Origin of the sequence: Micromonospora sp. WMMA1976, from assembly GCF_027497335.1 — a bacterium.
GTDB classification, from domain to species: domain Bacteria; phylum Actinomycetota; class Actinomycetes; order Mycobacteriales; family Micromonosporaceae; genus Micromonospora; species Micromonospora aurantiaca.
On the sequence record NZ_CP114912.1, the window covers coordinates 4,021,083 to 4,046,111 of the forward strand.

General features: G+C 72.5%; 16 protein-coding genes, 1 tRNA gene and 2 pseudogenes. 13 read left to right on the forward strand and 6 right to left on the reverse strand.

The annotated features are described in order from the left end of the window. Positions 1-20 precede the first annotated feature (20 nt). The 3 genes from O7546_RS18375 (at position 21) to O7546_RS18385 (ending at position 6,013) form a co-directional block, all read left to right on the forward strand. Positions 21-3,710 carry a hypothetical protein gene (locus O7546_RS18375; protein ID WP_281599716.1) on the forward strand — a complete coding sequence of 1,230 codons (3,690 nt, stop codon included), beginning with the start codon at positions 21-23 and terminating at the stop codon, positions 3,708-3,710. 351 nt (positions 3,711-4,061) lie between these two features. After that, the gene (locus tag O7546_RS18380) at positions 4,062-4,334 is read left to right on the forward strand and encodes a hypothetical protein (RefSeq protein WP_281599718.1); all 273 of its coding nucleotides are present in this window, start codon (positions 4,062-4,064) and stop codon (positions 4,332-4,334) included. Further along, a complete protein-coding gene (locus tag O7546_RS18385) occupies positions 4,331-6,013 on the forward strand; it encodes a recombinase family protein (RefSeq protein ID WP_281599721.1) in 1,683 nt (560 codons plus the stop codon). The genes O7546_RS18380 and O7546_RS18385 overlap by 4 nt, the downstream gene beginning before the upstream one ends. On the opposite strand, the gene O7546_RS18390 is transcribed toward O7546_RS18385, so the two are convergent. Further along, positions 5,995-6,078: transfer RNA gene (locus tag O7546_RS18390), tRNA-Leu, on the reverse strand. The two genes, O7546_RS18385 and O7546_RS18390, sit on opposite strands and share 19 nt — an antisense overlap. A gap of 200 nt (positions 6,079-6,278) precedes the next feature. On the opposite strand from O7546_RS18390, the pseudogene O7546_RS18395 reads away from it, so the two are divergent. Continuing rightward, positions 6,279-6,452: pseudogene (locus tag O7546_RS18395) on the forward strand (hypothetical protein); the annotation flags it as partial. Between the two features lie 692 nt (positions 6,453-7,144). Here O7546_RS18395 and O7546_RS18400 read toward each other — a convergent pair. Then, complete coding sequence (locus O7546_RS18400) at positions 7,145-8,758, reverse strand: hypothetical protein (RefSeq protein WP_281599723.1); 1,614 nt, start codon at positions 8,756-8,758, stop codon at positions 7,145-7,147. A gap of 697 nt (positions 8,759-9,455) precedes the next feature. Here O7546_RS18400 and O7546_RS30760 point away from each other — a divergent pair. The 6 genes and pseudogenes from O7546_RS30760 to O7546_RS18430 form a co-directional block, all read left to right on the forward strand. After that, positions 9,456-9,929: pseudogene (locus O7546_RS30760) on the forward strand (fibronectin type III domain-containing protein); the annotation flags it as partial. A gap of 197 nt (positions 9,930-10,126) precedes the next feature. Further along, positions 10,127-12,691 (forward strand): fibronectin type III domain-containing protein, encoded by a 2,565-nt coding sequence (locus O7546_RS18410; protein WP_281601168.1) that lies wholly within the window; start codon positions 10,127-10,129, stop codon positions 12,689-12,691. Between the two features lie 21 nt (positions 12,692-12,712). Continuing rightward, positions 12,713-13,708 carry a MoxR family ATPase gene (locus O7546_RS18415; RefSeq protein ID WP_013287288.1) on the forward strand — a complete coding sequence of 332 codons (996 nt, stop codon included), beginning with the start codon at positions 12,713-12,715 and terminating at the stop codon, positions 13,706-13,708. A 2-nt stretch (positions 13,709-13,710) separates the two neighbouring features. Beyond that, positions 13,711-14,865 (forward strand): DUF58 domain-containing protein, encoded by a 1,155-nt coding sequence (locus O7546_RS18420; RefSeq protein ID WP_194803115.1) that lies wholly within the window; start codon positions 13,711-13,713, stop codon positions 14,863-14,865. Beyond that, the gene (locus O7546_RS18425) at positions 14,862-17,150 is read left to right on the forward strand and encodes a transglutaminase domain-containing protein (RefSeq protein WP_281601169.1); all 2,289 of its coding nucleotides are present in this window, start codon (positions 14,862-14,864) and stop codon (positions 17,148-17,150) included. The genes O7546_RS18420 and O7546_RS18425 overlap by 4 nt, the downstream gene beginning before the upstream one ends. Positions 17,151-17,241: 91 nt before the next feature. After that, on the forward strand, positions 17,242-18,516 hold the full coding sequence (locus O7546_RS18430; RefSeq protein WP_194803113.1) for an MFS transporter: 1,275 nt from the start codon (positions 17,242-17,244) through the stop codon (positions 18,514-18,516). 15 nt (positions 18,517-18,531) lie between these two features. Here O7546_RS18430 and O7546_RS18435 read toward each other — a convergent pair whose 3' ends face one another. Both O7546_RS18435 and O7546_RS18440 read right to left on the reverse strand, forming a co-directional pair. After that, on the reverse strand, positions 18,532-19,338 hold the full coding sequence (locus tag O7546_RS18435; protein WP_194803112.1) for an SDR family oxidoreductase: 807 nt from the start codon (positions 19,336-19,338) through the stop codon (positions 18,532-18,534). Between the two features lies 1 nt (position 19,339). After that, positions 19,340-20,314 carry an LLM class F420-dependent oxidoreductase gene (locus O7546_RS18440; RefSeq protein WP_114920899.1) on the reverse strand — a complete coding sequence of 325 codons (975 nt, stop codon included), beginning with the start codon at positions 20,312-20,314 and terminating at the stop codon, positions 19,340-19,342. Between the two features lie 144 nt (positions 20,315-20,458). On the opposite strand from O7546_RS18440, the gene O7546_RS18445 reads away from it, so the two are divergent. Then, complete coding sequence (locus tag O7546_RS18445) at positions 20,459-21,670, forward strand: low temperature requirement protein A (protein ID WP_120569061.1); 1,212 nt, start codon at positions 20,459-20,461, stop codon at positions 21,668-21,670. A gap of 46 nt (positions 21,671-21,716) precedes the next feature. After that, positions 21,717-22,556: a DUF1028 domain-containing protein gene (locus O7546_RS18450; protein WP_121686561.1), complete on the forward strand. Its 840-nt coding sequence runs from the start codon at positions 21,717-21,719 to the stop codon at positions 22,554-22,556. Between the two features lie 7 nt (positions 22,557-22,563). On the opposite strand, the gene O7546_RS18455 is transcribed toward O7546_RS18450, so the two are convergent. Both O7546_RS18455 and O7546_RS18460 read right to left on the reverse strand, forming a co-directional pair. Next, positions 22,564-23,235 carry a maleylpyruvate isomerase N-terminal domain-containing protein gene (locus tag O7546_RS18455; RefSeq protein ID WP_194803111.1) on the reverse strand — a complete coding sequence of 224 codons (672 nt, stop codon included), beginning with the start codon at positions 23,233-23,235 and terminating at the stop codon, positions 22,564-22,566. Positions 23,236-23,241: 6 nt separating this feature from the next. Then, positions 23,242-24,123, reverse strand: a complete 882-nt coding sequence (locus O7546_RS18460; protein WP_194803110.1) for a phosphatase PAP2 family protein — start codon at positions 24,121-24,123, stop codon at positions 23,242-23,244. 93 nt (positions 24,124-24,216) lie between these two features. On the opposite strand from O7546_RS18460, the gene O7546_RS18465 reads away from it, so the two are divergent. Beyond that, positions 24,217-24,906: a DUF3159 domain-containing protein gene (locus O7546_RS18465; RefSeq protein ID WP_194803109.1), complete on the forward strand. Its 690-nt coding sequence runs from the start codon at positions 24,217-24,219 to the stop codon at positions 24,904-24,906. Positions 24,907-25,029 lie beyond the last annotated feature (123 nt).

Here is a 25,029-nt window from a genome sequence, read left to right on the forward strand (position 1 = left end):
GGCGAACAAAGATGGTAGAGGTGAGCATCGCCGCGGTTGTTGGGCTGGGCAAGCAAATAGGTCCACTGACCAAGCTAGCCGGTCCCGTAATCAACCTCGGCCGATGGTGGTGGGCACGCTGGCAGCGCCGCGTCGTAGCGGACGTTGCTCAGCAGGCGCCATTCCCTATCCCTGAGCGGGCGCTACGAAAGGCACTTCGGACCCCCGAGATGCTGCGTGTTCTGGGACCAAACGACGACAAGTCCGCGGCTGGGGCGGTAGCAGTCCTACGCAGTTACATGGACGGTGCCAAGCAGTGGCGCGATCTGACCCCAGCAGAGGTGGAGCTGCGCGCCACGCGACTAGTAATGCTGATACAAAGCAACCTGTTGGCGCGTCTGGAGCCATCGCAGGCCGTCAGTGTGGCTGACACAAGGTCACAGCAGCGACACGTCGATGAAATGGAAGCGATCCGCGGAATCGCCCGCACGGTCGAAGCAGATCGACGGCTAGAGACGCTGGCGGCAGCCCTTCCTCCGTTCCTGCACAAGGAGATCGTGCAAGACGTTGACCGAAACCCCAAACTCTCAACCCTTGCATATACACTCGTGGATAGCGTCGATCCACGAAACGCGTTGAGCGACTGGGCGGAACTCCCTCCGCGCTGGTTGGATCAGTCAACGCCACGAGCTTGGACAATCTTTGCTGAGGCCCTCGCTGCCTTCGGCCTGCGACCCGAGGCAGTAAGCGCGATTAAAAAGGCGATCGAGGATGGGATCCCTCACCGGTCCTACTGGCTCGCTCGAATCGCCCTGTTGGAGTCGTTAGCGCCAGCAGCGATGGACACTCTCCAACAGCATTCCGGCCAAACCCAGCATCCGCTGGCTGCAGCCGTGATAGCGATAGCAGGGGACAGATTCCGAGATGCCGCATCAGCTCTGGAGCAGTGGAGCCCTCAGGCGCCTAGGGATGACAACCTCCGTTTGACCCTTAAGGCCGAGTGCGAACGTGTGCTTGGCCAAGCTGAGAGGCAAATAGAGACGCTAAAGTCTCTCATCGAGAAGTACGAGGACGTTGCGACTCCGCGGATACTACTAGCCACCACTCTTCTCGCACGTGCACAGCGGCGCGAGTCTCAGGCGGTGACTGCGGACGTTCAACGCGCTGCGGAGCTAGCGCTTGAGGCGCGTGACCGCCGTAGGCGTTGGCGCGGTGATAGCACAGAGGCGGCCGTACTCGCCGCCAAAGCGCTAATGATGGCCCAAGACTTTAGTCGCATGCGGGCAGTGGCAACGGCCGAGCCTTTGGGCGAAGCAACGGCCGCAGAAGCGGCTTCGCCAGAATTGCGGTCGGAAGCTGCTATCGCTACTGCAGTTATGGGTTACCACTCTGAAGCCTTGGAGTTGGTCACCGATGCCACGCCCTTCGCCGCCGCCGAAGTCGCCGCAATCATCGCCGAAGCGCAGGACGACGGTTCGGAGAGAGCACATGCCGAAGTTCAGAATGCATGGAGGGCTGTTCGCGCGGCTGCATCGTCGGATGAAGAACGGCTTAGTGCCGCCCGAGGCGCAATTTTGGCAGGCGTGCCGGAGACAGAGCTTGACGATCTGCCGCCGCAGCTGCGAGAACGACTAAAGGACACGCTCCGGCTTGCGCAGGCTCTAGGGCTCGGGGGTGAGCCTTCTAGCCGTGACCAAGTAATCGGGCAATTGCGGTTGATGAAGCAAAGCGAGCCCTACGCGGCTGTTAAGCTTGCGGACCTCATAAGGCAGACAGAGGGACCGGCCGCCGCAGCCGCCGAACTCAGTGAGGCGGCCGACCGGTTTAATGATCAGTTCTTCCGTCTACTCGCTGCATCGCTACTGTACGAAGCCAGACTCTATGAAGCCGCTGCTTCTGCCGTCAATGAAGCGCTTGCTAAGGCTCCAAAAGAGTGGCCAGGGCGACGACGTGCCCTCATGACATTAACTAACTCGTCTCAGGCGCTTGGCAACTGGGCCGAGGCTGCTACCCACGCGGGCCAGCTTCTTTCTATTGATCCCAACAATGAAAGGGCAGCATGGGCGCAAGCGCAGGCCCTCTGGAACGACGACAAGGCCCACCAGGCATGGGCTTCGTTACGGGCTAACTTCTCCGATTCGCCTCGTCCAGCCACTCAGCAGGAGGGCCTATTACTCCTGCGCCTAACGCGCCAGTTCGGTGAACGCCGTGATGTCATTTCGTCGGCGGTAGAGCTGATCCGCAGTCACCAGGACGACGATGACTTCGTCGCAAATGTGCTGCTGATCTCCTACATGCCTTTTCCAGGCAACGACGACGTCGAGCCTATTGACGAGTCGCCCGAGCAAGCTCAGCTCAATCAAATCTTTCAGGCGTTTAGCAGCACGTTTCCTCAACACCCCGCCCTGACAACCATCTCTGGGGACGAGGATCAACTTCTGACGCAGATTAAGGAGATGATGAAACGTGGCGCAGAGGTGCGGGCAGAAGTTGCCAAGCGCGTACTTGAAGACGAATGGCCTCTCGGCGCATTAGCTATTGTTTCCCGGAAGCATTATGCCTATGCAATTCTTGCGCGTGGTGCTGGACACCACTACCTCTGCTCCTCGGCTGCGGCTGAGCGTACAGCGTCTCGCGAGGCTGCTCGGCGGGCGCTGGATCCAAACAACGCGACAAGGTTGCTCCTCGACGCCTCAGCGATTCACACTCTTTCGGGTCTGAGCGAGGGCGTCGCCGCGGTACTTCGCGGGTCACTTCCCTCACAACATATTGCTAGCGCTGCTCTTTACGACATACGTGCGACGCGACACGATTTGGCGATGCCGGCCGCGGGATACTTGAACTATGACGTCGCAAGCGATGAGCTGGTGTATTCCGAGCCAGACGTTGAGGAGGTCAATCGGCTACGGGCACGGATCTCCGCAATGGTCGCCATAGCGGAGTCTCTCTCTCGTTTGCCTACCACGCCTCTTACCGACACATCCTCAGATGGTCGCCGATCAGAGCCGTGGTTGGGCAACGTCGACGTCGCAGTACGGGGAGGGTACGTCTTCTGGTGTGACGATGCCGTGCTCCGTCAACTGGCGAGGTCCAAAGGCGTTCCTACCTTCGGAACGGTAGAGGTAGCAGAGGAGCTGCTCGGAAGAGGACGCCTAACGCGCGACCAATGGTCAGATCTGCTCATCTCACTCGTTAGTGATTACGCAGTCGATCTACCGGTGACGGCAGACGTGTTGCGTACGGTCGCCGCTCGTGACAACTGGCTTCCGAAGGCAGCCGCGTTCGCGTTGAGCCGTCTTGAGACCTGGAGCAAGGCGGAAATCCCGACCGAGGTACTCCGTCAGGCGATCGATAGAAACTGGGCTCAACTCGACGTCGTTGAACAATGGATCCGGTGCGGCGCGAGGGCACTGACGAATAGGCGGCTTGATCCCCGCGTTGCCGGTGACAATGTGGCGCTTCTTCTTCAGTACGTGGTAAGCCTTCGTACAACGCGGCCAGCGATCATTCGGGTCGCGTTGAGCGCGATCCGCGCTGAGACGAATGGGCGGGAGGTTATCGACCCCTGGCCTGCGGTCTGTCGCAGGCTGCATGCCTCGCTACTCAGCGAGCGGGGAGAGGCGCAGGCCGCGGCAGTGGCATTGGCCATGTGCGCGGAGCTGAACCCGGAGGATAGAAAAGCCATGATGGCGGTTATCTTCGACCCGCATCGCAAACCGCCCTCGGCCTAGCTGGCACTTTTCGAGGCTGCCAAGGGTCATGACAACCGCAGAGATGTAACGCCCGCCCTGCTCAACCAGCGGCCGGTGCCCGACGGCACCGGCCGCTTCTTCATGCCCGCCGGAGCAACCGGCACACGACCAACTCTCGGAGGACCGCTCCATGACAACCCACCCGTCCGCCCCGGCGCGAGTCGCCGACGCATCGAGCTACAGCGCCACCACCCCGCCCGCTCACAAAGCCGATGCTGGCATCGCTCTCCAGTCCGCCCTCTTTCGCATCGGGGTCGCGGCGGCCACGGAGCGAACGATGCACGCTCACCGACGCGTGTCTCGGCCGGGCCAACCGCCGGACGGAGGCGCATGACGCTGCCGCCCGATGACCAACATCAGCAACGCAAGGAGCCCGATCCGGCAACGGCCGCGGCACCGGGCAAGCGACTTGACCAGGCCAGCGAAGACGACGGTTCATGGACGGTCGACAACGCCGATGGCCGCGCAACGAACGGGTTCACCAAGGTGGCGGCTCCCGACCAGGCACCCGATCTGCACCCCGGCGCAGCTGCCGCCCTGCTGAAGCTGCTCAGACGCGTCAACGACCGCCGCACGGACAACTCGAACGAGGACAAACGATGACCACCCCTCAACCGAAACTCTTCGCCTTCTACGGCCGCGTGTCGACCGAGGACAACCAGGACCCCGAATCGTCCCGGAGCTGGCAACTCACCCGAGCAACCACACTCATCCAGCCCCCCGGCGGCAGCATCGTCACCGAATACTTCGACGTCGGCCAGAGCCGCTCCCTGCCGTGGCAACGCCGAACCCAGGCCAACCAACTCCTCGCCGCGCTGCGCAACCCACGGCGCGGGTTCTCCGCCGTCGTCGTTGGCGAACCCCACCGGGCGTTCTACGGCAACCAGTTCGGTCTCACGGTGCCTCTGTTCGCCCACTACGGCGTCGAACTTTGGGTGCCTGAGATCGGCGGCCCGATCGACCCCGACAACGAGGCACACGAACTCGTCATGTCCGTCTTCGGCGGCATGAGCAAAGGCGAACGCAACCGGATCAAGCTCCGCGTCCGCACCGCCATGACCGCCCAGACTCTCCTGGAGGGCCGCTACCTAGGCGGACGCCCGCCTTACGGCTACACCCTCCGCGACCTCGGACCCCACCCCAACCCCGCCAAGGCCGCCGACGGCAAACGCCTCAAGGGCTTGACTCCCGATCAGGAGACGGCGCCGATCGTCCGGCGGATCTTCGCCGAGTTCCTCACCGGAATCGGGCTCTTCGCCATCGCCGAAGGACTCACCGCCAACCACGTACCCTGCCCGTCGGCGCATGACCGCGCCCGCAACCCGCACCGCAGCGGAATCGCCTGGTCCAAGAGCGCCGTTCGGGTCATCCTCACCAACCCCCGCTACACAGGGCGGCAGGTGTGGAACAAGCAACGCACCGACGAGGTGCTGCTCGACGTCGACGATGTGGCAATGGGCCACACCGGCGTCATGCGCTGGAACACCCGAGACAAGTGGGTGGTCTCAAAGGAGATCACCCACGAGCCGCTCATCGATGATGCGACGTTCGAGCAGGTCCAAGCAATCCTGCAACGGCGCGGACGGGGAACCGGCGGTCAGCACGTCAGGCAGCGCACCCGCAACCCGTACGTCTTCCGCGGGATGATCTACTGCGCCGCCTGCGACCGACGCATGCAGGGCCAGTACAACCACGGGGACGCCTACTACCGCTGCCGCTTCCCCCAGGAGTACGCCCTCGCCAATCAGGTCCCACATCCCCGCAACGTGTACCTACGCGAGGACGCCCTCACCGACCCCCTCGACACCTGGCTGGCCTCTGCCTTCACACCCCACCGCATCGAACAGACAATCGCCGCGCTCGCCGACGCCCAACCCCTGAATCTTTCGCCCGCTCCGGCCACGGCAGCCCAGACGATCATCAACGAATGCGACACGAAGCTGGAACGCTACCGAGCCGCCCTCGACGCCGGCGCCGACCCGGCGGTAGTCACCGGGTGGATCGCTCAAACCCAGACCGAACGCGCCCGCGCCGAAGCAGAGCTTAACGCGAACGCGGGCAACAGCCCACGCCGGATGAGCCGAGCGGAAATCACAGGCTTGGTGACGACCCTCGGCGACATCGCCGCGGCCCTTCGCGACGCCGACCCTGCAGACAAGGCCGAGGTCTACCGCCAACTCGGCCTTCGGCTCACCTACCAGCCGGAAACGCAAACGGTGCGCGCTTCAGTGGATCTAAGCGCGCACCGTGGGGTAATGGTTTGTGTCCGAGGGGGGACTTGAACCCCCACGCCCTATACGGGCACTAGCACCTCAAGCTAGCGCGTCTGCCATTCCGCCACCCGGACCTGCACGTACCAGCCTACCCGGTCGACCAATGTGAGCTACTCACCGCATCGGTCGGCCTGGCGGGCCGCACGGGGCATTACTGTACACGGCCCAGAACGATCATGCACATCAGCTCCAACACGGCACGTTTGCGCAGGTCAGCGGCCACATAGATCGGGTGGGTAGCGCGCAACAGGCGATTCCGGGCAGCATTGCTCCCGTGTCCCACCCCTCCCCGTTGATCGCCACTCAACACCAGGCCCTCGCGCTGCGCGCCGCAGGTGACCTGACAAGCGCCCGCCGCCTGCTCGCCGACGCGATCATCGCGGCCCGCCCGGCGTACGGCGAGGACCACCAGGACGTCCTGGCCACCGGCCACCTGCTGGCCCGGCTGCACCGCGAGGCCGACGACCCGGCCGCCGCCCGGCGCGTACTCGAGGAGGCCTACGCGGCCGGCGAGCGCCGCCGCGGCGAGGCCGACCCGCTGATGCTCGCGCTCAGCTTCGACCTCGCCGGGGTGTCCGAGGAACTCGGCAACCGGCACGAGGCCCGCCGCAACTACAGCCGCGTGGCGACCGCCGGGGCCGCCGTGCTCGGTCCGGACCACCCCGCGGTACGCGCAGCCCGCCAGTACCTCGGCGGCTCCGCCGCCGCTCCCGCAGGCTATGGCCCCTCCCCCGGCGGCTTCGCCGCCGCTGCCGGCCCGGTCCCCGCTCCGCCCCTTCCCGGCTATCCGAATCCGGGCCGACCCGGGCACCCCGGTCCGTCCCTGCCCGGCCACACCGGTCCGTCCCTGCCCGGGCATCCGGACCAGGTCCCGCCCGGACGCCCCAATCCGGGACCGCCGGGAGGCCCTGGTCCGGTCCGGCACGGCCAGCCCGGTCCCGCCTCCTCCGGGTACCCCGGGCACGGAGTGCCCGAGCCCAGCGTCTCGCTGCGGGCGGTCACGCCGCCGCACCCGCACACTCCGGCCCCGCCCGGACCGGTCACCCCGGGGCCACCCGCCGCGAGTGCGCCGGTACCCGGTTCGCAGTGGGCTCCCCGCCCGGGCCCGGCACCGCATGCGCCCCACGCCGGGCAGCCGCCTCAGTCCGCGCCGGACCCGCGGGTCGTCGCTCCGCCGCCTCCGGTGGCGCCCGCCCCGCCGCACCAGCCCTCCGCCGCCGGGCCGAACGGACCCGCGAGTCCGTGGGCACCGCCATCGCCGCCCGCCTCGGAGGCGACGACCCGGTTCGCGCCCGTCACGGAGGAGGCCACCTCCCGGTTCGCGCCCATCGCAGAGGAGCCCACCTCCCGGTTCGCGCCCATCACGGAAGAGGCCACCTCCCGGTTCCCGGTAGTGCCCGTCGCACCCGCCGCCCCAGCGAAGCCGCCGACTGCCGGGGCAGCCCCGCAGGTTCCCGGGGTCCGCCCGGTGCCCCCGGCGCAAGGCGTCATCCCGGTGCCCCCGGCGCAAGGCGTCATCCCGGTTCCCCCGGCCCAACGCGCCACCCAGGCTCCACCGGCAACGTACGGCCGGCCGGCCGCCGCTCCCGGGGTGACCCCGGTGCCGCCCCGCGCCCCCGTCACGCCTCCGCACCCGGCAACCGCCGGCACGTCGATGCCCGGTCCGACACCGGAAAACTCCGCGACGGCGCCTGGCACTCCGACGACAGCACCGACCGCCGGGACGCCGACGCCCGGAACCGCCGGCACGCCACCGCTACCGCCCTCGCCGATGCCCGGAACGGCCGGCACGCCCCCGCCGCCGCAGCAGCGGATGCCCGGAACCGCGGGTACGCCCACGCTGCCGCCTCCGCCGGTCATCCCACCCCCGCCCGCGACGCCGGTCACCGTGCCGCCCTCCGCCGGGATCACCCCGCCGTCGTCGCGGACGCCCTCGGCGGGCCTCGTGCCGCCACCTCCGACCGTCCTGCCACCGGCGCCGCGCGTGCCGGCTCCGGCGAGCGGCGACCTGCCACCACCGCCGGCCGTTCCGGTCGTCCCGCCCGTGTCGTCCCCGCCCGCCCCGCCACCGGTCACCCCTGCGGCCTCGCCAGCCCCACCGGCGCCCACCTCCCAGCCGATCGCCGAATCGGCGCCGACCGCCGCCGCCGCACCGACGCCGAGTTCGGTGCCTGTTCCGCCCCGACCGGCGCCCGCCCCGCAGGCGACTCCGACGGCCGAGGCAACCGCTCCCCCGCTGCCCGTTGTGGACCGGGCGGCCGGCGCCGACACGAGCGCATCCGGCCGGGGTACGACACCGTCCGTCCCCGGTGGACCGGGCTGGGACAAGCCGACGATCCAGGTGCAGCAGATCGGTCCGCTGCTGGAAGAGGAGGCAGCGCGCAACGCCGCAGCGGCTGCCCCCAGCACCCCGGTGAAGCCCGCAGCGACCGGCGCCGCCGGCGAACCCCCGGTCGACGGACCGCCGGTGAGCCCTTCGGCTACGGGTGGAGGCGACGCTGCCGCGAGCGTGACGCAGCCGAGCGCGCCCTCGGCAAGCACACTCAGCGCACCCGCCACCGGTGCGTCGACAGCAGACGGCGCACCACCGCCCGTCGCGCCCCAGGTCAGCACGCCGCCCAGCAGCGCCGCGCCGGCCGGCCAGTCACCCGCCGGCGCCGCGCCGGTCAGCGCACCGCCGATCGGATCGCCCTCGGCGTCTCCGGTCAGCGCGCCTCCTGCGTACCCGGTCAGCGGGCCCTCCGGACAGTCCACCAGCGGGCCTCCAGGGCCACCGGTCAGCGGGCCACCCGCACCCGGCTACCCACCACCGGTCAGTGGACCACCCGCCGCACCGGTCATTGCCGCACCGGCGGTGGGCTACTCCCCACCGGCGAGCGGACCCGCATCCGGTCACCCGACCCCGGTCAGCGGATCGCCCGCACCCGGCCACCCGACGCCGGCCAGCGGACCACCGGCACCCGCCTACCCTTCGCTGGCCGGCGGGCCACCCGTCAGCGGCCCTCCCGGCCCGCCGATCAGCGCGCCGCCCGGACCCGGCTACCCTCCGCCCGTCAGCGGACCACCAGCGGGATACCCGCCGATCAGCGCTCCCCCCGGCACCTATCCACCGCCCGTCAGCGGACCACCCGCGGCGCCGGTCAGCGCCGCACCGGTGAGCGGGTCCTCCGTACCGCCGTGGGGCATGGTCGCGCCGCCGTGGAGCAGCGTCGCCCCGTCCCAGCCCGTCGACCGGCCCGCCGACCCCGACCCGGAAGAGGACGAGCCGGCACGCGTTGACGCGGCAGGTGAGGCGGCAGCGGCCGAGGCGGCAGGTGAGGCCGAGCCGAACCGGCCGATGACGATCTACGAGGACCTGCTGGACTTCCCCGAGTCCACCCGACCGGAGCCGCCGGCCCAGCCCGAGCAGAGCGCCTGGCCGGCGACCCCGCCGATGTTCCACCAGCCGCCGGCCGCGTACCCCGGGACGGAGGAACCGGCGCACGGCCGGAACCGGACGGTGCTGGCCCTGGTGGTCGGCGGTGCGGTGCTCGCGGTGGTGGCGGTGGTCGGTGTCGGCGCGGTGTTGCTGAACCGGGAGGCGGCGCCGCCTCCGGCTCCCGCGCCCGCGTCCGGCTCCGCGTCGCCGAAGGTGGCCGGGCCGCCGCCGGGTGACCTGAAGCTGCGCGACGACACCACGACCGTGACGGTGACCTGGACCGATCCGACGAACGGCGGGGTGCCGTTCGTGGTGGCGGGTGGCCGGGCCGGGCAGAAGCTCGGGGTGATGGCGACTGTGGACGCCGGGCAGACCCGGTACACGGTGAACGGACTGAGCGCGAAGCTGGACTACTGCTTCACGGTGCTGGCTGTCTATTCGACCGACTCGTACGCCACCTCGGGCCAGGTCTGCACGGACCGGGAGGGCGGCGGAACGCCGAACTGAGACGACACGCTCGGTGTCCACAGGAGGACGGTGCGGGTTTCACCGGCTCCGCACGGCACCTATGATGGCTCCCGGCTCTGGGGAGGGTCCGCCGTGCTCGGCGGTTCTCCCGCACCGACACGGGGAGGCAGCCGGCAGTGACCACCATCGAGGACGTCACGGGCACCGGGCCGGAGCCGGCCCGTCCACGGTCGCGGATGCGCGGCGGGCTGGTGACCATCGGCACGGTGGCCGCGCTGCTGGCCGCGATGGGCCTGACGGTGCTCGGGCTGGGTGCGGCCGACAACGCGGTGGCGAGCTTCGACGCGTCCTCCTGGTTGTGGAGCACCACCCGCAGCGAGCTGGCCCGGGTCAACGGCGTCACGGCGCGGGTCGACACCCGGATGGAGGTGCCGGGTGGGCGCCGGCACCAGATGCAGGTGGCCCAGACCGACCGGCTGCTGATCCTGCGCGACCTCAACACCGGCCGGGTCAGCTCGCTGGACCTGGCGACGTTGCAGATCACGGCCACCACGCCGACCGCGCCGGGGCTCGGGGTGAGTGTGGCGCTGCACGAGGACGCGGCGTTCGTGGTGGACGCGGTGCAGGGCATCGTCCGGCAGCTCGACCCGCGGGCGCTGACGCCGGTGGGCGAGCCGGTCCGCTATCCGCCGGGCATCACCGGTGGCACGTTCGACGGCGCGGGCAAGCTGTGGATCGCGGTGCCCAGCGAGGGCACCGTCTCGGCGGTGACCGCCGCCGAGCTGCCGGAGACGCCCGGTGACGCGCCGCCCGCCGGGCTCAGCCCGAAGCGGGTCGAGACGTACGACGTGGCCGAGCCGGCGCACGAGCTGGTGGTGTCCACCCTGGACGAGGGTGTCGCGGTGCTGGACCGCACTTCGGCGTCGCTGGTGACTGTGGTCGGCGGGCAGACGCAGCGGGCGGAGTTGAGCATGACCGCGCCGGGGAACCTGCCGACGCGTACCAGCGGGCCGCAGGTGCCGGTCACGGTCTCCGGTGACCGGTCGGTGCACGTGGTGCGGGACAGCCGCGAGGTGAAGCGGTTCACGGTGCCCGGCACCGGCGCCCGCCTGAGCCCGGCCGTGGCCTGGGCGGGCCGGTTCTACTGCGCCGACGAGAACACCGGCACGGTGTACGCCTTCGACACCGAGGGTCAGCTCGTGCAGACCGTGAAGGGCTCCGGCCGCCCCGGCCCGGTCGAGCTGGAGGTGCGCGAGAACCACCTGTTCATCAACCCGCCGGACTCGTCCACGGCGCAGGTGGTCGACGACCGCAACCAGGTCCGTGAGGTCGACAAGTACGCCAACGACGTGCTCGGCGGCGACCCGCCGCCGGTCGCTCCGCCGCCGCCCCCGCCGAAGAAGCCCAAGGTGTCCAAGCCGGGCGCGCCGAAGTCGGTGACGGCCGCCGCTGGTGACGCGTCGGCGCGGGTGAGCTGGCAGGCCGCCGCGTCCAACGGCGCCGAGATCACCCGGTACGTGGTGGAGGGCGCCGGCCAGACCCGTCAGGTCGGCGCGAACCAGCGTGCGCTGGAGATCACGGGTCTGACCAACGGTGAGACGTACACGTTCTCGGTGCACGCGGTGAACGCCAAGGGTGAGGGTCCGGCGCGGCGCAGCAACCCGGTGGTGCCGACCGCCGAGGTGCCGGACCCGCCGGCGTCGGTGACCGCCGAGGCGCGGCCGGACGGCACGGTGCGGGTGAGCTGGCCCGAGGCCGACGGCCAGGGCAATAAGATCGCGAAGTACGCGGTGACGGCGACCTCGGCCGGCGCGAGCGCCCCGGCCGGCGAGTCGGCGAAGACGGAGCTGGTGGTGCCGGCCGGGCAACTGGAGTACGGCACCCAGTACGCGTTCACCGTGACCGCGGTGAGCGAGAAGGGCGCGGGGTCGAAGGCGTCGCCGGTGAGCAACACGGTGGTGCCGTTCACCACGCCGAAGGCGCCGACTGAGCTGCGGGCGTCCACCGTCGCCGACCAGCCGGGCACGATCGCGGTGCAGTGGTCCCCGGCGGTGGACAACGGCCGCCCGGTGACGAAGTACGTGCTGGAGGCCGCCGGGAAGTCAGTCGAGGTGACCGACGTGCGGGCCACTGTCGGCGGGCTGGGCAACGGCCAGAACGTGACGGTGAAGGTCAAGGCGGTGAACGAAGCCGGGGCGGGACCGGAGGCGAGCACCACCGCGCGGACGGTGGCCGAGCCCCGGATCACGGTGACCGGCTCGTCGGCGGACGCCACGTCGGTGACCGTGACGTTCACTGTGGATGCGGGCGGCGGGCGCGCCTCCTGCACGGCGTCGACCGGCGGGAAGACGGCGAGCGGCAGTTGTTCCAGCCTGCGGGTGACCGGGCTGACGCCGGGCACCGCGTACACGGTGACGCTGACCGCGTCGAACGCCGCCGGTAAGGGCACCGCTTCGCGCGCGCAGACCACCGACCCGGTGTACGGCGTCGCCACCTGCAAGAACGGTCCGGACGGCGACCAGCGGACGTACTGCGACAAGGACGTGCCGGGCCGCAACGGCAACGAGATCTTCGAGGTGCCGAGGCAGGACAACGACCGGCAGGCCGGTTGGGTGCCGGACGGCCACCGGCTGCGCACGTACTGCAAGGTGAAGGGCGAGGATGTGGACGCCTGGATCTACAACAACAACAAGCAGAGCACCTGGTGGGTCCAGGTGGAGTACAAGGGCAAGACGTACATCCCGTGGGCCTGGCTCAACCTGGAGGGCGGCGACGACCTCGGCGTCCTGCCCACCTGCTGACCGCACCCGAGAGGCGCATCCGTGAACACGCACGAGCCGCTGAGCCAGCCGGAGGTGCAGGGCTTCGCCGCCCTGGCCGCCCGGCTGGCCGACAACGTCAACGCGGTCGTGCTCGGTAAGCCGCAGGTGGTGCGACTCGCGCTGACCGCGCTGTTCGCGCAGGGGCACGTGTTGCTGGAGGACGTGCCGGGCGTCGGCAAGACCACGTTGGCGCGGGCCGTCGCGGCCACGGTGAAGGGGCAGTGGCGGCGGATCCAGTTCACGCCGGACCTGCTCCCCTCCGACGTGTCGGGGGTGACCATCTTCAACCAGGCCAGCCGGGGCTTCGAGTTCCACCCGGGGCCGGTGTTCGCCAACATCGTCATCGCCGACGAGATCAACCGGGCGTCCCCGAAGACGCAGTCGGCGCTGCTGGAGGTGATGGAGGAGCGGACCGTCACCGTGGACGGCGTACGGCACCCGGTGCCGCAGCCGTTCCTGGTGGTGGCCACGCAGAACCCGGTGGAGATGGACGGCACGTACCGGCTGCCCGAGGCCCAGCTCGACCGGTTCCTGGTGAAGCTGTCGGTCGGCTACCCGGACGAGGCGGTCGAGGTGGAGGTGCTGCGCGGCGCCACGGTCCGCTCCCCCGACTCGCTGACCGCCGTCACCGACACCGCCACCGTGGGCGAGATGGTGAAGATGGCCCGGCGGGTGCACATCGCCGAGCCGCTCTACGCGTACGCGGTGCGGCTGGCCGCGGCGACGCGTACCCATCCGCAGGTGCGGGTCGGGGTGAGCCCGCGCGGGGTGATCGCGCTGACCCGGGCGGCGTGCGCGTACGCGCTGATCGACGGCCGCGGCTGGATCATGCCGGAGGACCTGAAGGCGCTCGTCGAGCCGGTGTTCGCGCACCGGCTGCTGCTCACCCCCGACGCGCAGGTGCGTGGTGTGACGCCCGCCGAGGTGCTGCGTCAGGCGGTCGCGTCGGTGCCGGTGCCGCTGCCGTCGGGCCAGGCCACAGCGGTGCACGGCTGAGCGTGGGGATCACCGCCCGTGGCATCGGGCTGCTCGTCGCCGCCCTGGTGCTGCTCGGCGTGGGGTTCCGGTACGCGTACCCGGAGCTGACGGTGCTCGGCGCGGCGGCCGGCGTGGCGGTCGGCTACGCCGTGGTGAACGCGGCCTGGCGGCCCCGGCTGAGCGTCGAGCGGCGGGCCGACCCGGACCGGGTGGCCCGGGGTGAGCCGGCGGCGATGGAGCTGACGGTGCGGAACACCGGCCGGCTGCGGGCGGCGAACCTGGTGGCCGAGGACCGCTGCGCCGGCGCGCTCGTGCCGGTGCCGCTGCTGCGGTTGCGCCCGGGCCGGGACACGGTGGCGCGGTACGAGGTGCCGACGCATCGGCGTGGGGTGGTTCCGGTGGGGCCGCTGCGGGTGGTGCGCCGGGATCCGCTGGGGCTGGTGGCGCTGGCGCGCGGCTACGGCGGCACGGTGCCGGTGTGGGTGCACCCGTGCATCCACCCGCTCTCCGCGGTGCCCACCGGCGCCGGGCGCAGCCTGGACGGGCGTACCGACAGCGTGCCGCACGGGTCGATCACGTTCGACTCGCTGCGGGAGTACGTGGTGGGTGACGAGTTGCGCCGCGTGCACTGGCGCACCAGCGCCCGGGTGGGTGAGCTGATGGTGCGGGAGAACGTGGACACCAGCCTGCCGCGCCTGGTGGTGGTGCTGGACAACCGCGCATCCGCGCACCCGGGCCGGGCCGGTGGCGTCGCGGAGTCGTTCGAGTCGGCGTGCGAGGCGGCGGCGTCGGTGGTGGCCGCCGCCGTGCGGGAGGACCTGCCGGTGCACCTGCTGCTCGTCGTACCGGCCGAGGTGGAGCCCGCGGGCGCGGCCGGGCCGCTGGACCGGCTCGCAGCTGTGGAGCTGGCGGACGCCGGGCCGGACGTGCTGCCCGCCGCGACGGGCAGGCTGCGCCGGGACCGGCTCGGCGACACGCTCGTCTTCCTGACCGGGCCGGGTGGCCGCGACGACCTGGGGCACGTGGGCGCGCTGCGTGGCGCGTACCCGTCGGTGGTGGTCGGGATGTTCGGCGCGGACGGGCCGACGCCGGCGGGCGCGGCGGGCCTCACGGTGCTGGACGCGGCCGACGGCGCGGCGTTCGCCGCCGAGTGGGACGGGGTCCGCCGGTGGTGACGCCGCCGCGGGTCGAACCGTCGGCGGACGGGCGCGTGGCCCGGGCGCTGCGGGCCGTGCCGGTCCCGGCCGCGCTGATCGTGCTGGTCGCGCTCTCCGGCGTGGTGCTGGGCCGGGTGTACGCGGACCCGCTGCTGACCCGGCTCATGGCCGGCGCGGCGGTCGGCTCGGTGCTGGTCAGCGTGGCCGCCCGGCGGCTGCCGTCCTGGCTGGTCGCGCCGCTGTCGGTGGCCGCGCTGGCCGGGTGGACGCTGCTGTCGCTGCGGCTGGCCGCCGCGCACGCGGCGCTGCCCGGCGGGCTCGGCGAGGTGACCGCCGACGCGGCCCGCAACGCGATCCCCCGGCTGCTCACCGCGATGATCCCGGTCGAGCCGGCGCCGGACACGGTGCTGGTCCCGGTGGTCGCGGCGTGGCTGGCCGGGCTGACCGCCGCCGAGGTGGCGCTGCGGGCCGGGCGGGTGCTGCTGGGCTACCTGCCGCCGGCGCTGCTCTACGCGGGCGCGCTCTACGTGGTGGGGCCGAACGCCGATCCGGCGATCGGCTCGACGGTGCTGTTCGCGGCCGTCGCGGCGGCCGGCCTGGCGACGCCCGGGCGCCGCGACGGCCCGGCGCCAGATCCGGTCGCCGGCCTCAGTCCTGCGGTACGCGCGGCGGTACGGCTGCGTCTGGTGGCGGCGAGCGCGACCGGGCTCGCGGTGGTGGTTGCGCTGGCGGCGCTGCTCGCCCCGGTGGTGGCCGCCCGGGTCGACGAGCGACCGGTCGACCCGCGCCGCTACGTGGAGCCGCCCCGGGTGGAGTCGCTGGACGAGAACCCGCTGATCCGGATCTCCGGGTGGGCGCTCAACCCGGACCAGCGGCTGCTCGACGTGCGCACGAGCGGGGGCGCGGCCGGGGACGGGTCGCCGCGGATCCGGCTGGCGGTGCTCAGCGACTACGACGGGGTGACCTGGCGGGTCGGCGCCACGTACCGCAACGCGGGGCGGATCCTGCCCGCCGCCGAGCCGGCCCCGAACGCGGCCACCGACGAGGTGCGCCAGGAGATCACCGTCGGCGACCTGACCGGGCGGCTGCTGCCGGCGGTGCCCACGCCGCGCGAGGTGACCGGCGCGCGGGTGGCGTACGACCCGGCGACCGGGACGCTGATCCGGCCGGAAGGGCTCGCGCCGGGCCTGCGGTACGAGGTGTCGTCGGTGCGGGAGCGCCCGGACGCGAACCTGCTGCCCACGGCGAACGTGCCCGCCGGTGACGAGGTGGCCCGGGTGCTGCGGGTGGCCGACGGCGCGCCGGAGCCGGTGCGACGGCTCGCCACCCAGCTCGCCGAGTCGAACGGCGCCCCGTACGCGCGTGCCGACGCGATCGCCGCGTTCCTGGCCGAGCACTACCGGGTGACCGCCGACGCGCCCAGCGGGCACGCGTACCCGAACCTGGCGTTCTTCCTGTTCGGACCGCGTAACGGCGGCGGGCAGCGGGGCACGTCGGAGCAGTTCGCCGCCGCGTTCGCGGTGCTCGGCCGCCTCGCCGGCCTGCCGACCCGGGTGGTGGTCGGGTTCGAGCCCAAGGGCGACGGTCCGGTGCGGGCCGCCGACGCGTACGCCTGGCCGGAGGTGCTGTTCGACGGCGTCGGCTGGGTGCCGTTCGACCCGATGCCGCGTCCGGACTCCGAGCCCCGCCCGGTGGAGGAGGACTTCCGGCCGCAGCCGGAGGATCCGCCGCCGTCGGAGGTGCCGGCGCCCACCGAGGAGCCGAGCGCCACTCCCCCGGCCGCCGCGCCCGCGCCCGGCCGGAACGAGCGTGGGCTCGGCACGCCGGTGCTGGTCGGCGGCGGTGCCGGTGGCCTGCTGCTGGTGGTCGGGGCGGTGCTGGCGATGCTCGTGGCGATGCGCCGCCGGCTTACCCGCTCCCGGTTGGACGCCGGTGACCCGGGCGAACGGGTCGCCGGTGCGTGGCGGGAGCTGACCGACGCGCTGCGGCTGGCCGGGCACCCGGTCGGGCCGGACCTGGCGGCGGCCGAGGTCGCCGAGCAGGCCCGCCGGACGCTCGCCGAGGCGCGCGCGGCGCGGCCCGGAGAGGGCGCGGCGAGCTGCGACCCGGATGGCGCGGTGGTGGACGAGCTGGCCGGTCTGCTCAACCAGGCGGGCTTCGCGCCGGGCAGCGTCACGCCGGAACAGGCGGAGCGGGCCGCACGGCTGAGCGCCGGCTTCGCCGACGCGCTGCGCGCGGCCCGGTCGCGGTGGCGACAGGTGCTGTGGGCGGTCCATCCGGGGCCGCTCCGGTGGCGACGCTGATCAACAGCCGTAACCGGATCGCCGGGCCGGTACCTCTACGAGCCGTCCTGAGTGGGGCACCGGCGGCCGGCTTACGGAAGTAGGGTGAGCGGTGATCTGGATCAGGAACCGGCGTTTTCGTCTGCTCTGGACCAGTACGCTCTTGTCCAACCTGGGCAATTGGCTGATGATCGTCGCGGTACCGGTCCACGTCTACACGATGACCGGGTCGACGCTCAGCAGCGGTTTCGCCTTCGTCGCGCAGACCCTGCCCGCGATCGTCTTCGCGCCCCTGGCCGGGGTGCTGGCCGACCAGTGGGACCGGCGCGCGGTGATGGTCGGCGCGGACCTGCTGCGCATGGCCGTCGTGCTCGCGCTGGTCGTGGTCGACGATCCGGGCATGCTGTGGCTGCTCTACACGGTGATGTTCTTCGAGAGCGCGATCGGGCACGTCTTCCAGCCCGCGGCCCGGGCGGTGGTGCCCGCCATCGTCGGCCGGGGCGGTGACCTGGAGGCGGCGAACTCCTGGAACACGGTGGCGAGCGGCGTCGTCCGCCTCGCCGGCGCGCCCCTGGGCGGCGCGCTCTACGCCCTCGTGGGTTTCGACGCTCTGGTGCTGATCGACTCCGCGACGTACCTGGCCTCGGCCGTACTGATCTTCGGAATGGGCCGGCTGCGGGTGGCCGACGACGGACACCGGCCGGGCACGTCGTCCTGGCTGGCCGCTTTCCGGGGGCAGATCCGGGAGGGTCTTGCCTTCCTCTTCGGGCATCCCGTCCTCCGCACGACGCTCGGCGTCTCCAGCATCTTCCTGATGGCGAACGCCGCTCTGAACGTGCTTCTCGTGCCGTACGTCATCAGCGTCCTCGGCGGCGACGCCGGCGATGTCGGCGTGCTCATGGCCGCGCTGGGCGGCGGCTTCCTGGCCAGCGCGTACGTCGGCAACGTGCTGTCCCGAAGCGGTCTCCTCCGGCTGTCGTTCACCGGCTGCCTGGCGGCGATCACCCTCTGCTTCGCGGGGCTCTTCCTCATCCACCACTTCGCCGCCGCGCTGGTCTTCATCGCCCTGGCCGGCCTGCCCGGTGGCGCGTTGCTGATGCTGGTCCAGGTTCAGGTCCAGCGCCACACCCCGGACCGCCAGCTCGGCCGGGTCGGATCCGCCTTCTCCGCCGCCGAGATGGCCGCGACCGTCGTGGGTGCCTCGGCGGGCAGCATCGCCGGGCAGCAGTTGCCCCTCATCACCACGGTCTGGCTCGTGATCGGCGTACTGGCGGCCGGCGCAGCAGTCGCCGCCCTCCTGCTACCCACCCGGTCCGGACCGCCGGCGGCGGAGCCGGTGGCGACGGCAACTCCGCCGGCGACAGCCGGAACCGGTGGCGACGGCTGAATCGCCGTCGATCCGTCACGACTGAGGGGAGCCGGCGCGCAGCTTCCGGACGAGCTTGCGCAGCCCGGCCTGCCAGCCGTCCGGGTCCTCGGCGCGACGGCGGGCGTAGTCGGCGACCTCGGGGTGCGGCAGGATCAGGAACCGCTCCTCGGCCAGCCCGGCGACGACCGCGTCGGCGACCTGGTCCGGGGTGAGGATCGTCCCGGACGCGGCGATCACCCGGGCGCCCAGGTGCCCCTCGGCGAGGCCGTCGGCGAGCATCGGGGTGTCCACGCCCTGCGGGCACAGCGCGCTGACCCGGATGCCGGCGTCCCGGTAGGTGATCGCCAGCCACTCGGCGAGACCCACGGCGGCGTGCTTGGTGGCGGTGTACGGGGCGTCGCCGACGGCGGTCAGCAGTCCGGCCGCCGAGCAGGTGAGCAGCAGGTGTCCCTGGCCCCGGCCGAGCATCCCGGGCAGCACGGCGCGGGCGCTGTGCAGGTGCCCGAGCACGTTCACCTTCCAGGCCCGGTCCCAGTCGGCGTCGGGCGCGTCGATGCCACCGCCGGTGGCCACGCCGGCGTTGGCGCAGAACAGGTCGATCCGGCCGTGACGGCGCTCGGTCTCCTCGACGAGCGCGTGCACCGCCGCCTCGTCGGTGACGTCCAGCCCGACGCCGCTCGCGACCGGGCCGATCGCGTCGGCCGCCGCGCGGGCCGCGTCGGCGGCCAGGTCGGCCAGGACGATCGCGGCGGCGCCCTCGGCGGCGAACCGGCGGCCCAGCGCCGCGCCGATCCCACCGGCCCCTCCGGTGACCACCACCACCCGGTCGGTCAGGTTCATCTCAGGCCACCTTTCCGGGGCCGAGCCGGGGCAGCAGGTCCATCCAGGCCGCCGCGCCGCCCTCGGTGATCTCCGGCGTGGGCAGCACCGCGATGACCGGCACGTCGACGCCGTTGTCGGCGTACCGGCGGACGGATGCCACGCACTGCTCGGGCGAGCCGTGCAGCACCAGCGCGTCGACCACCTCGTCCGGTACGGCGGCGGAGGCGCCCCGCCGGTCCCCGGCGGCCCAGGCCTCCCACATCGGGCCGAGCGAGTCCTCGCGGCCCAGCCACCTGTGGAAGGCGGCGTACGCGGGCACGGTCAGGTAGCCGGTGATCATGCGGCGGCCCAGTGCGCGAGCGTAGGCGGCGTCCTCGGTGGGGCAGACGAAGATGCGGGCGGCGACGTCGAAGCCGGGCCGGCGCTCCCCCACCTCGGCGAGCGCGGTCGGCACGTCGTCGGCGGCCAGCCAGTTGAGGATCACCCCGTCGGCCTCGGCGGCGGCCAGGCGCAGCATGCCGGGGCGCAGCGCGGCCAGCACGACCGGCGGCGGCACGCTGGGCGGGCGCTCGAGCGTGAACCGCCGGACGGCGAACGTGTCGAACGCCCCGTCGACGGTCTCGCCGCGCAACGCGGCCCGCAGGAACCGCAGCACGTCCCGGGTGCGCTTGAACGGCTCGTCGAACGCGATCGCGTTCCAGTCGCGTACCAGCACCGGCGAGGAGGAGCCGACGCCGAGCGCGAAGCGGCCCGGCGCGGCCTCGGCCAGCGCGGCGGCGCTCATCGCGAGCAGTCCGGGCCCTCTGGTGAACACCGGCGTGATCGCGGTGCCGAGGCGCAGCCGTGGCGACCACGCGGCGGCCAGGGCCAGCGGGGTGAACGCGTCGGCGCCGGCCACCTCCGACGACCAGACGTCGGTGAACCCGGCGTCGTCCAGGGCCGCGTAGACAGCGGCGTGGTCGGCGAGCGGAATTCCGCCCAACGGCACGGTCATTCCCCATCGGTTCGTCACCCGTCGATGGTGCCCGTCCGGCAGCGCCCGGAGCAAGATCCAGGCAGATATGGGTGATCCGCTCCGAGTTGCCGGGAAAGAGTGTTACGACTGCCGCATGAGTCGGACCGGGGACGGGGCCCGGCGGTGAGGACCGCCGAGCCGGCCGCGCTGCGCAGCTCCGGCGGCGGACCCGACCGGGCCACGTTCCTGGAACTCTTCTTCGACCTCGTGTACGTGTTCGCGCTGACCCGGATCTCGGCGCGCGCCTTCGAGGACCTGGTGCTGGAGGGCGGGCAGACCGGCTGGACGGCGGTGACCGGCGGCGGCAAGACACTGCTGTTGCTGCTCGCGCTCTGGGCCGTCTGGCAGGGCACGGCGTGGACCACCAGCCGCTACGACCCGCACCACCTGTGGTTGCAGGTCATCGTGATCACCGCGTTGATCTCGGCGATGGTGATGGGGGTGGCGATCCCGCGCGCGTTCAGCCACAGCGGCCTGATGTTCGCCGCCGCGTACGTGGTGGCCCAGGTGAGCCGGCCGGCGATCCTCGTGCTGGTGCTGCACAGGCAGCAGTACCGCCGGCTCAAGCTGCGCATGCTGATCACGTTCTGCGCCACGGGTGTGCTCTGGCTGGCCGGCGCGCTGCTGCCGGGCAGCGCCCGGGTGGTGCTCTGGACCACGGCACTGCTGCTGGAGTACCTCGCCGCCCGGTTCGGCTGGCCGATGCCCGGTCTGGGCCGCTCGACCGTCTCCCGGTGGGACATCCACGGCGAGCACCTGGCCGAGCGCTACCAGCAGATCTTCCTGGTCGCGCTCGGTGAGACGATCCTGCTCGCCGGCCTGGCCTTCACCCGCTCCCCCACCAGCCCGGGCATGGTCGCCGCGTTCGCCGTCGCGCTCGCGACCTCGGTACTGCTGTGGCGGATCTACGTGCAGCGGGCCGGGCAGATCCTGGGCGAGGCGGTGACCCGGGCCGCCCATCCGGCCACCGTCGGCCGGTCCGCCGCCGACACCCACCTGGTCATGGTGATCGGGGTGGTCGCCACCGCGATCGGCTACGAGCTGGTCATCGAGCACCCGGCCGGGCACAACGAACTGCCCTGGCTGGCCATGATCCTCGGCGGGCCGGCCGTGTTCCTGGCCGGCCGGGCCCGCTTCGAGTACGAGGTGTTCGGCCGCGTCTCCCCGTCCCGGCTGGTGGGGATCGCCGCGCTGCTGCTGCCCGCGCCGCTGCTGGTGCGCCTCGCGCCGCTCGTCGCGGCGATCCTCGCCGCGCTGGTCCTCACGGCGGTGGCGGTGGCCGACGCGCGCCGCGCCTGGGGCCGCCCGCCGGAGGAGGCGGCGACGCCGTTCTGAGCGGCGACGCCGGTGCGGCACACCGCTACCGGGCTACGATCCGCGCGTGACCTTCTCGCTCGTCGCCCGCTCCGCCGACGGGCACCTGTACGGCGTGGCGGTGGCCAGCCGCTTCCTCGCCGCCGGGGCGCTCGTGCCGGCCGCCGAGGCACTGGTGGGCGCGGTCGCCACCCAGGCGCACGCCAACCTCGCCTACCGGGCACAGGCGCTCGCGTTGCTGCGTACCGGCGTCAGCGCCACCGACGCGGTGGCCGGGCTGGTCGCCGCCGACCCCGGCCGCGACGACCGGCAGCTCGCCGTGGTGGGGGCGACCGGCGACGGGGCCACCTGGACCGGACCGCGCTGCCACCCCTGGGCGGGCGGGCAGGCCGGCGACGGCTGGGCCGCGCAGGGCAACATCCTGACCGGCCCGCAGGTGATCGACGCGCTGCGCGACGCCTGGCTGGCCCGCGACGACCTGCCGTTCCCGCAGCGCATGCTGGCGGCGCTCACCGCCGGTGACGCGGCCGGCGGTGACCGGCGCGGCAGGCAGAGCGCCGCGATACTCGTGGTGCAGCGCCACGGCGGCTACGCCGGCACCGGCGACGAACTGGTGGACCTGCGCGTGGACGACCACGACGACCCGGTCGCCGAGCTGCGCCGCCTGCTCGGCATCCACCACATGCTGTTCGGCCGCCCCGACCCGGCCACGCTTCGGGATCTCACCGGTCCGCTCGCGGCAGAGGTGGCGGAGCTGCTCGCCGCCACCGGTCACCCGGTCGGCCCGGCCGGCCTGGACGACGCGCTGGCGGCCTGGACCGGCCTGGAGAACCTGGAGGAACGCTTCGTGCCCGGCCGGATCGACCCGATCGTGCTGGAGCACCTGCGGCGGTGTGCCGGGCGCTGAGCGGAGATCAGCCGCCGAACGCGAGCCGGCCGATGCCGGCACGGGCCAGCTCGGCCTGCTCGTCGCCGGTCAGCGGCAGCCGCCCGGTGGCCTTGCGCAGCACGGTGAGCGCGTCCCAGCGCAGGCCCGGCGGCACCGGCGCGCCGCCGGTGAGCACGCCGGCCACCACGGCCGCCGCGGGCGGGGTCAGCCACGGCGGCCGGTCCAGCGCGTCGGCCAGGTCCAGGCCGTGCACCGCGACCTCCACCACGCGGGTACGCAGGAACTCCGGCAGCGCCATCGCGTCACCGTGCCGGGTGCGCACCACCCGGCCGGGCGGCGCGGCGGCGACCGCCTCGTCGGTGGCGCGCCAGGCCCGGCCGAACTCCCCCGCCACCTCGGCCGCGCCCGGGTGCTCCCGGGCAGCCCGGCGTGCCGAGTCGACGCGGTCCCGGTCGACCGGCGGGCTGAACTTGGCCGCGCCGAAGTAGGCGGCGGCGTCGACCTCGGCCCGGGGCGGCGCGGGTTCGGCGAGCATCAGGGCCAGGCGCCCGGCTCCGGTGCTCACGTGCGCGATCAGGTCGCGTACCTGCCAGGGCGGGCACGGGGTGGGCCGGTCCAGCGCCGCGTCGTCCAGGTCGCGCAGCACCCGTTCCAGGCGTTCGCACTCGGCCCGGAACGCCGCCCGTACGGTCTGCACCTGCGGTCAGCCCTTCCAGCGGGGCACCAGCCGGTGCACCACGACCAGCACCAGCGCGGCCACCACGGCGATCGTGCCGGCGATGCCGGCCGCGCTGCCCGCGTACCCGATGAACAGCGGACGGCGGCCGAGCGCCTCGACGGGGACTGTGGAACGGTCGACGAGCCAGGACAGCGCCACCGCGGAGGCCAGCAGGGCCACCACGCCGGCGCCGCCGAGCACGGCGCCGGCAACCCGGTGCGCGTCGCCCGGCTCCACCACCGCCTGCTCGCGCTGGAAGAACAGCAGCACCAGCCCGGCGACCGCGGCCCACGCGCCGACCACCAGGTACGCGGCGACCGCGTCGCTGGGCCGGTGCCAGCCGGCGGAGAGCGTGGCGACGCCCGCGGCGGCGGCGTACCCGGCGCCGAGGAACGCCCCGGCGACCCGCAGCTTGCGCGGCAGCACCAGGATCAGCGCGACCGCGACCGAGGCGGCCACCGTGGTGTGCCCGCTGGGCAGGCTGTTGCCGGCGGCGGCCCGTTCCGGGTCGATGCCGAAGTCGGGCCGGGCCAGGTAGTGCTTGAGCAGCTGCGTGGTCACGTTGGCCCCGGCGATCAGCAGCGTCGCGGTGACGGCGAGCGCCTTGCGTCCCCGGATCAGCGCGATGAAGCCGATCACGGCGGTCGCGGCCAGCAGCGACACCACCGACATGGCGTTGAGGAGTGTGTTCACCGGATCGTCGATGCGGTCCTGGCCGATCCGGTTGCCGGTGAGCGCCACCGTGTCCAGCCACTGGCCCAGTTCGGTGTGCACGGCGAAGCGCCACACCAGCCCGAACGCGGCTGTCTGGATCAGGGCCAGTACGACCAACCAGACCGCCGTCCAACCCCTCGCCGTCTCCCGCACCCGGACAACTTAACGGTAGGCACGCTCCGGCGCGCGGCGGAGCGCCAGCGGCGGCGGCGTACGGTGAGGCGGGCGATTTCGAGGAGGTGGCGCGTGACCGGCACGCCACAGCGGCAACCGGACGAGGGGCCGCGGCCGGAGTCGCTGGCCGACCTGCTCGGCGGCCGGCGCGGGGCGGTGGACGCGACCCTTCCCCCACTGGCGTTCGGGCTCGGCTGGGTGCTCGGCGGTCTCGGTGGCGGCGTGCTCGCGGCGGTACTGACCGGCACGGCGGTGGCCGGCTGGCGGTGGCGGCGCGGCGACCGTCCCCGTTCGGTGCTGGTCGGTCTGCTCGCGGTCTGCGTGGCGGCGCTCATCGCGTTGCGCACCGGCCGGGCCGCCGACTTCTTCCTGCTCCAGATCGCCGCCAACGCGGCGAGCGCGCTGGCCTGGGCGGTGAGCATCGTGGTGCGCTGGCCGCTGCTGGGTGTGGTGGTCGGCACGGCGCTGGGCCAGCGGACCCGGTGGCGGCGCGACCCGGCGCTGCTGCGGGCGTACGGCCGGGCCAGCTGGGTGTGGGCGGCCACCTATGTGCTGCGGGTCGCGGTGTTCGTGCCGCTGTGGTTGTACGGGCACGTGGTCGCGCTCACCGTGGCGCGGGCGGCGCTGACCTGGCCGCTGATCGCGGCGGCGCTGGCGGGCAGTTGGGTGGTGATCCGGCGCTCGCTGCCGGCCGGGCATCCGGGGCTGCGGCACCCGGTGGACCCGGCGGGCACCGACGGTGTGGCGACACGCACAGAATAATGGAGAGGCCGCCACGGGGGGAGCGGCCTCTCCGTCAAATACGTTACTCCGTCCACGGCCCGGATGTGATCCCGTGGACCGCTGATTTTTCCGTGCCTTTTCGCGCCAGGGGTCGTCGCCGGG

Excerpts from the sequence above, each read along its gene's own strand:
- O7546_RS18380 (WP_281599718.1), top strand. The coding sequence starts at position 4,062 with ATGACGCTGCCGCCCGATGACCAACATCAGCAACGCAAGGAGCCCGAT.
- O7546_RS18385 (WP_281599721.1), top strand. The coding sequence starts at position 4,331 with ATGACCACCCCTCAACCGAAACTCTTCGCCTTCTACGGCCGCGTGTCG.
- O7546_RS18410 (WP_281601168.1), top strand. The coding sequence starts at position 10,127 with ATGCGCGGCGGGCTGGTGACCATCGGCACGGTGGCCGCGCTGCTGGCC.
- O7546_RS18435 (WP_194803112.1), bottom strand. The coding sequence starts at position 19,338 with ATGAACCTGACCGACCGGGTGGTGGTGGTCACCGGAGGGGCCGGTGGG.
- O7546_RS18440 (WP_114920899.1), bottom strand. The coding sequence starts at position 20,314 with ATGACCGTGCCGTTGGGCGGAATTCCGCTCGCCGACCACGCCGCTGTC.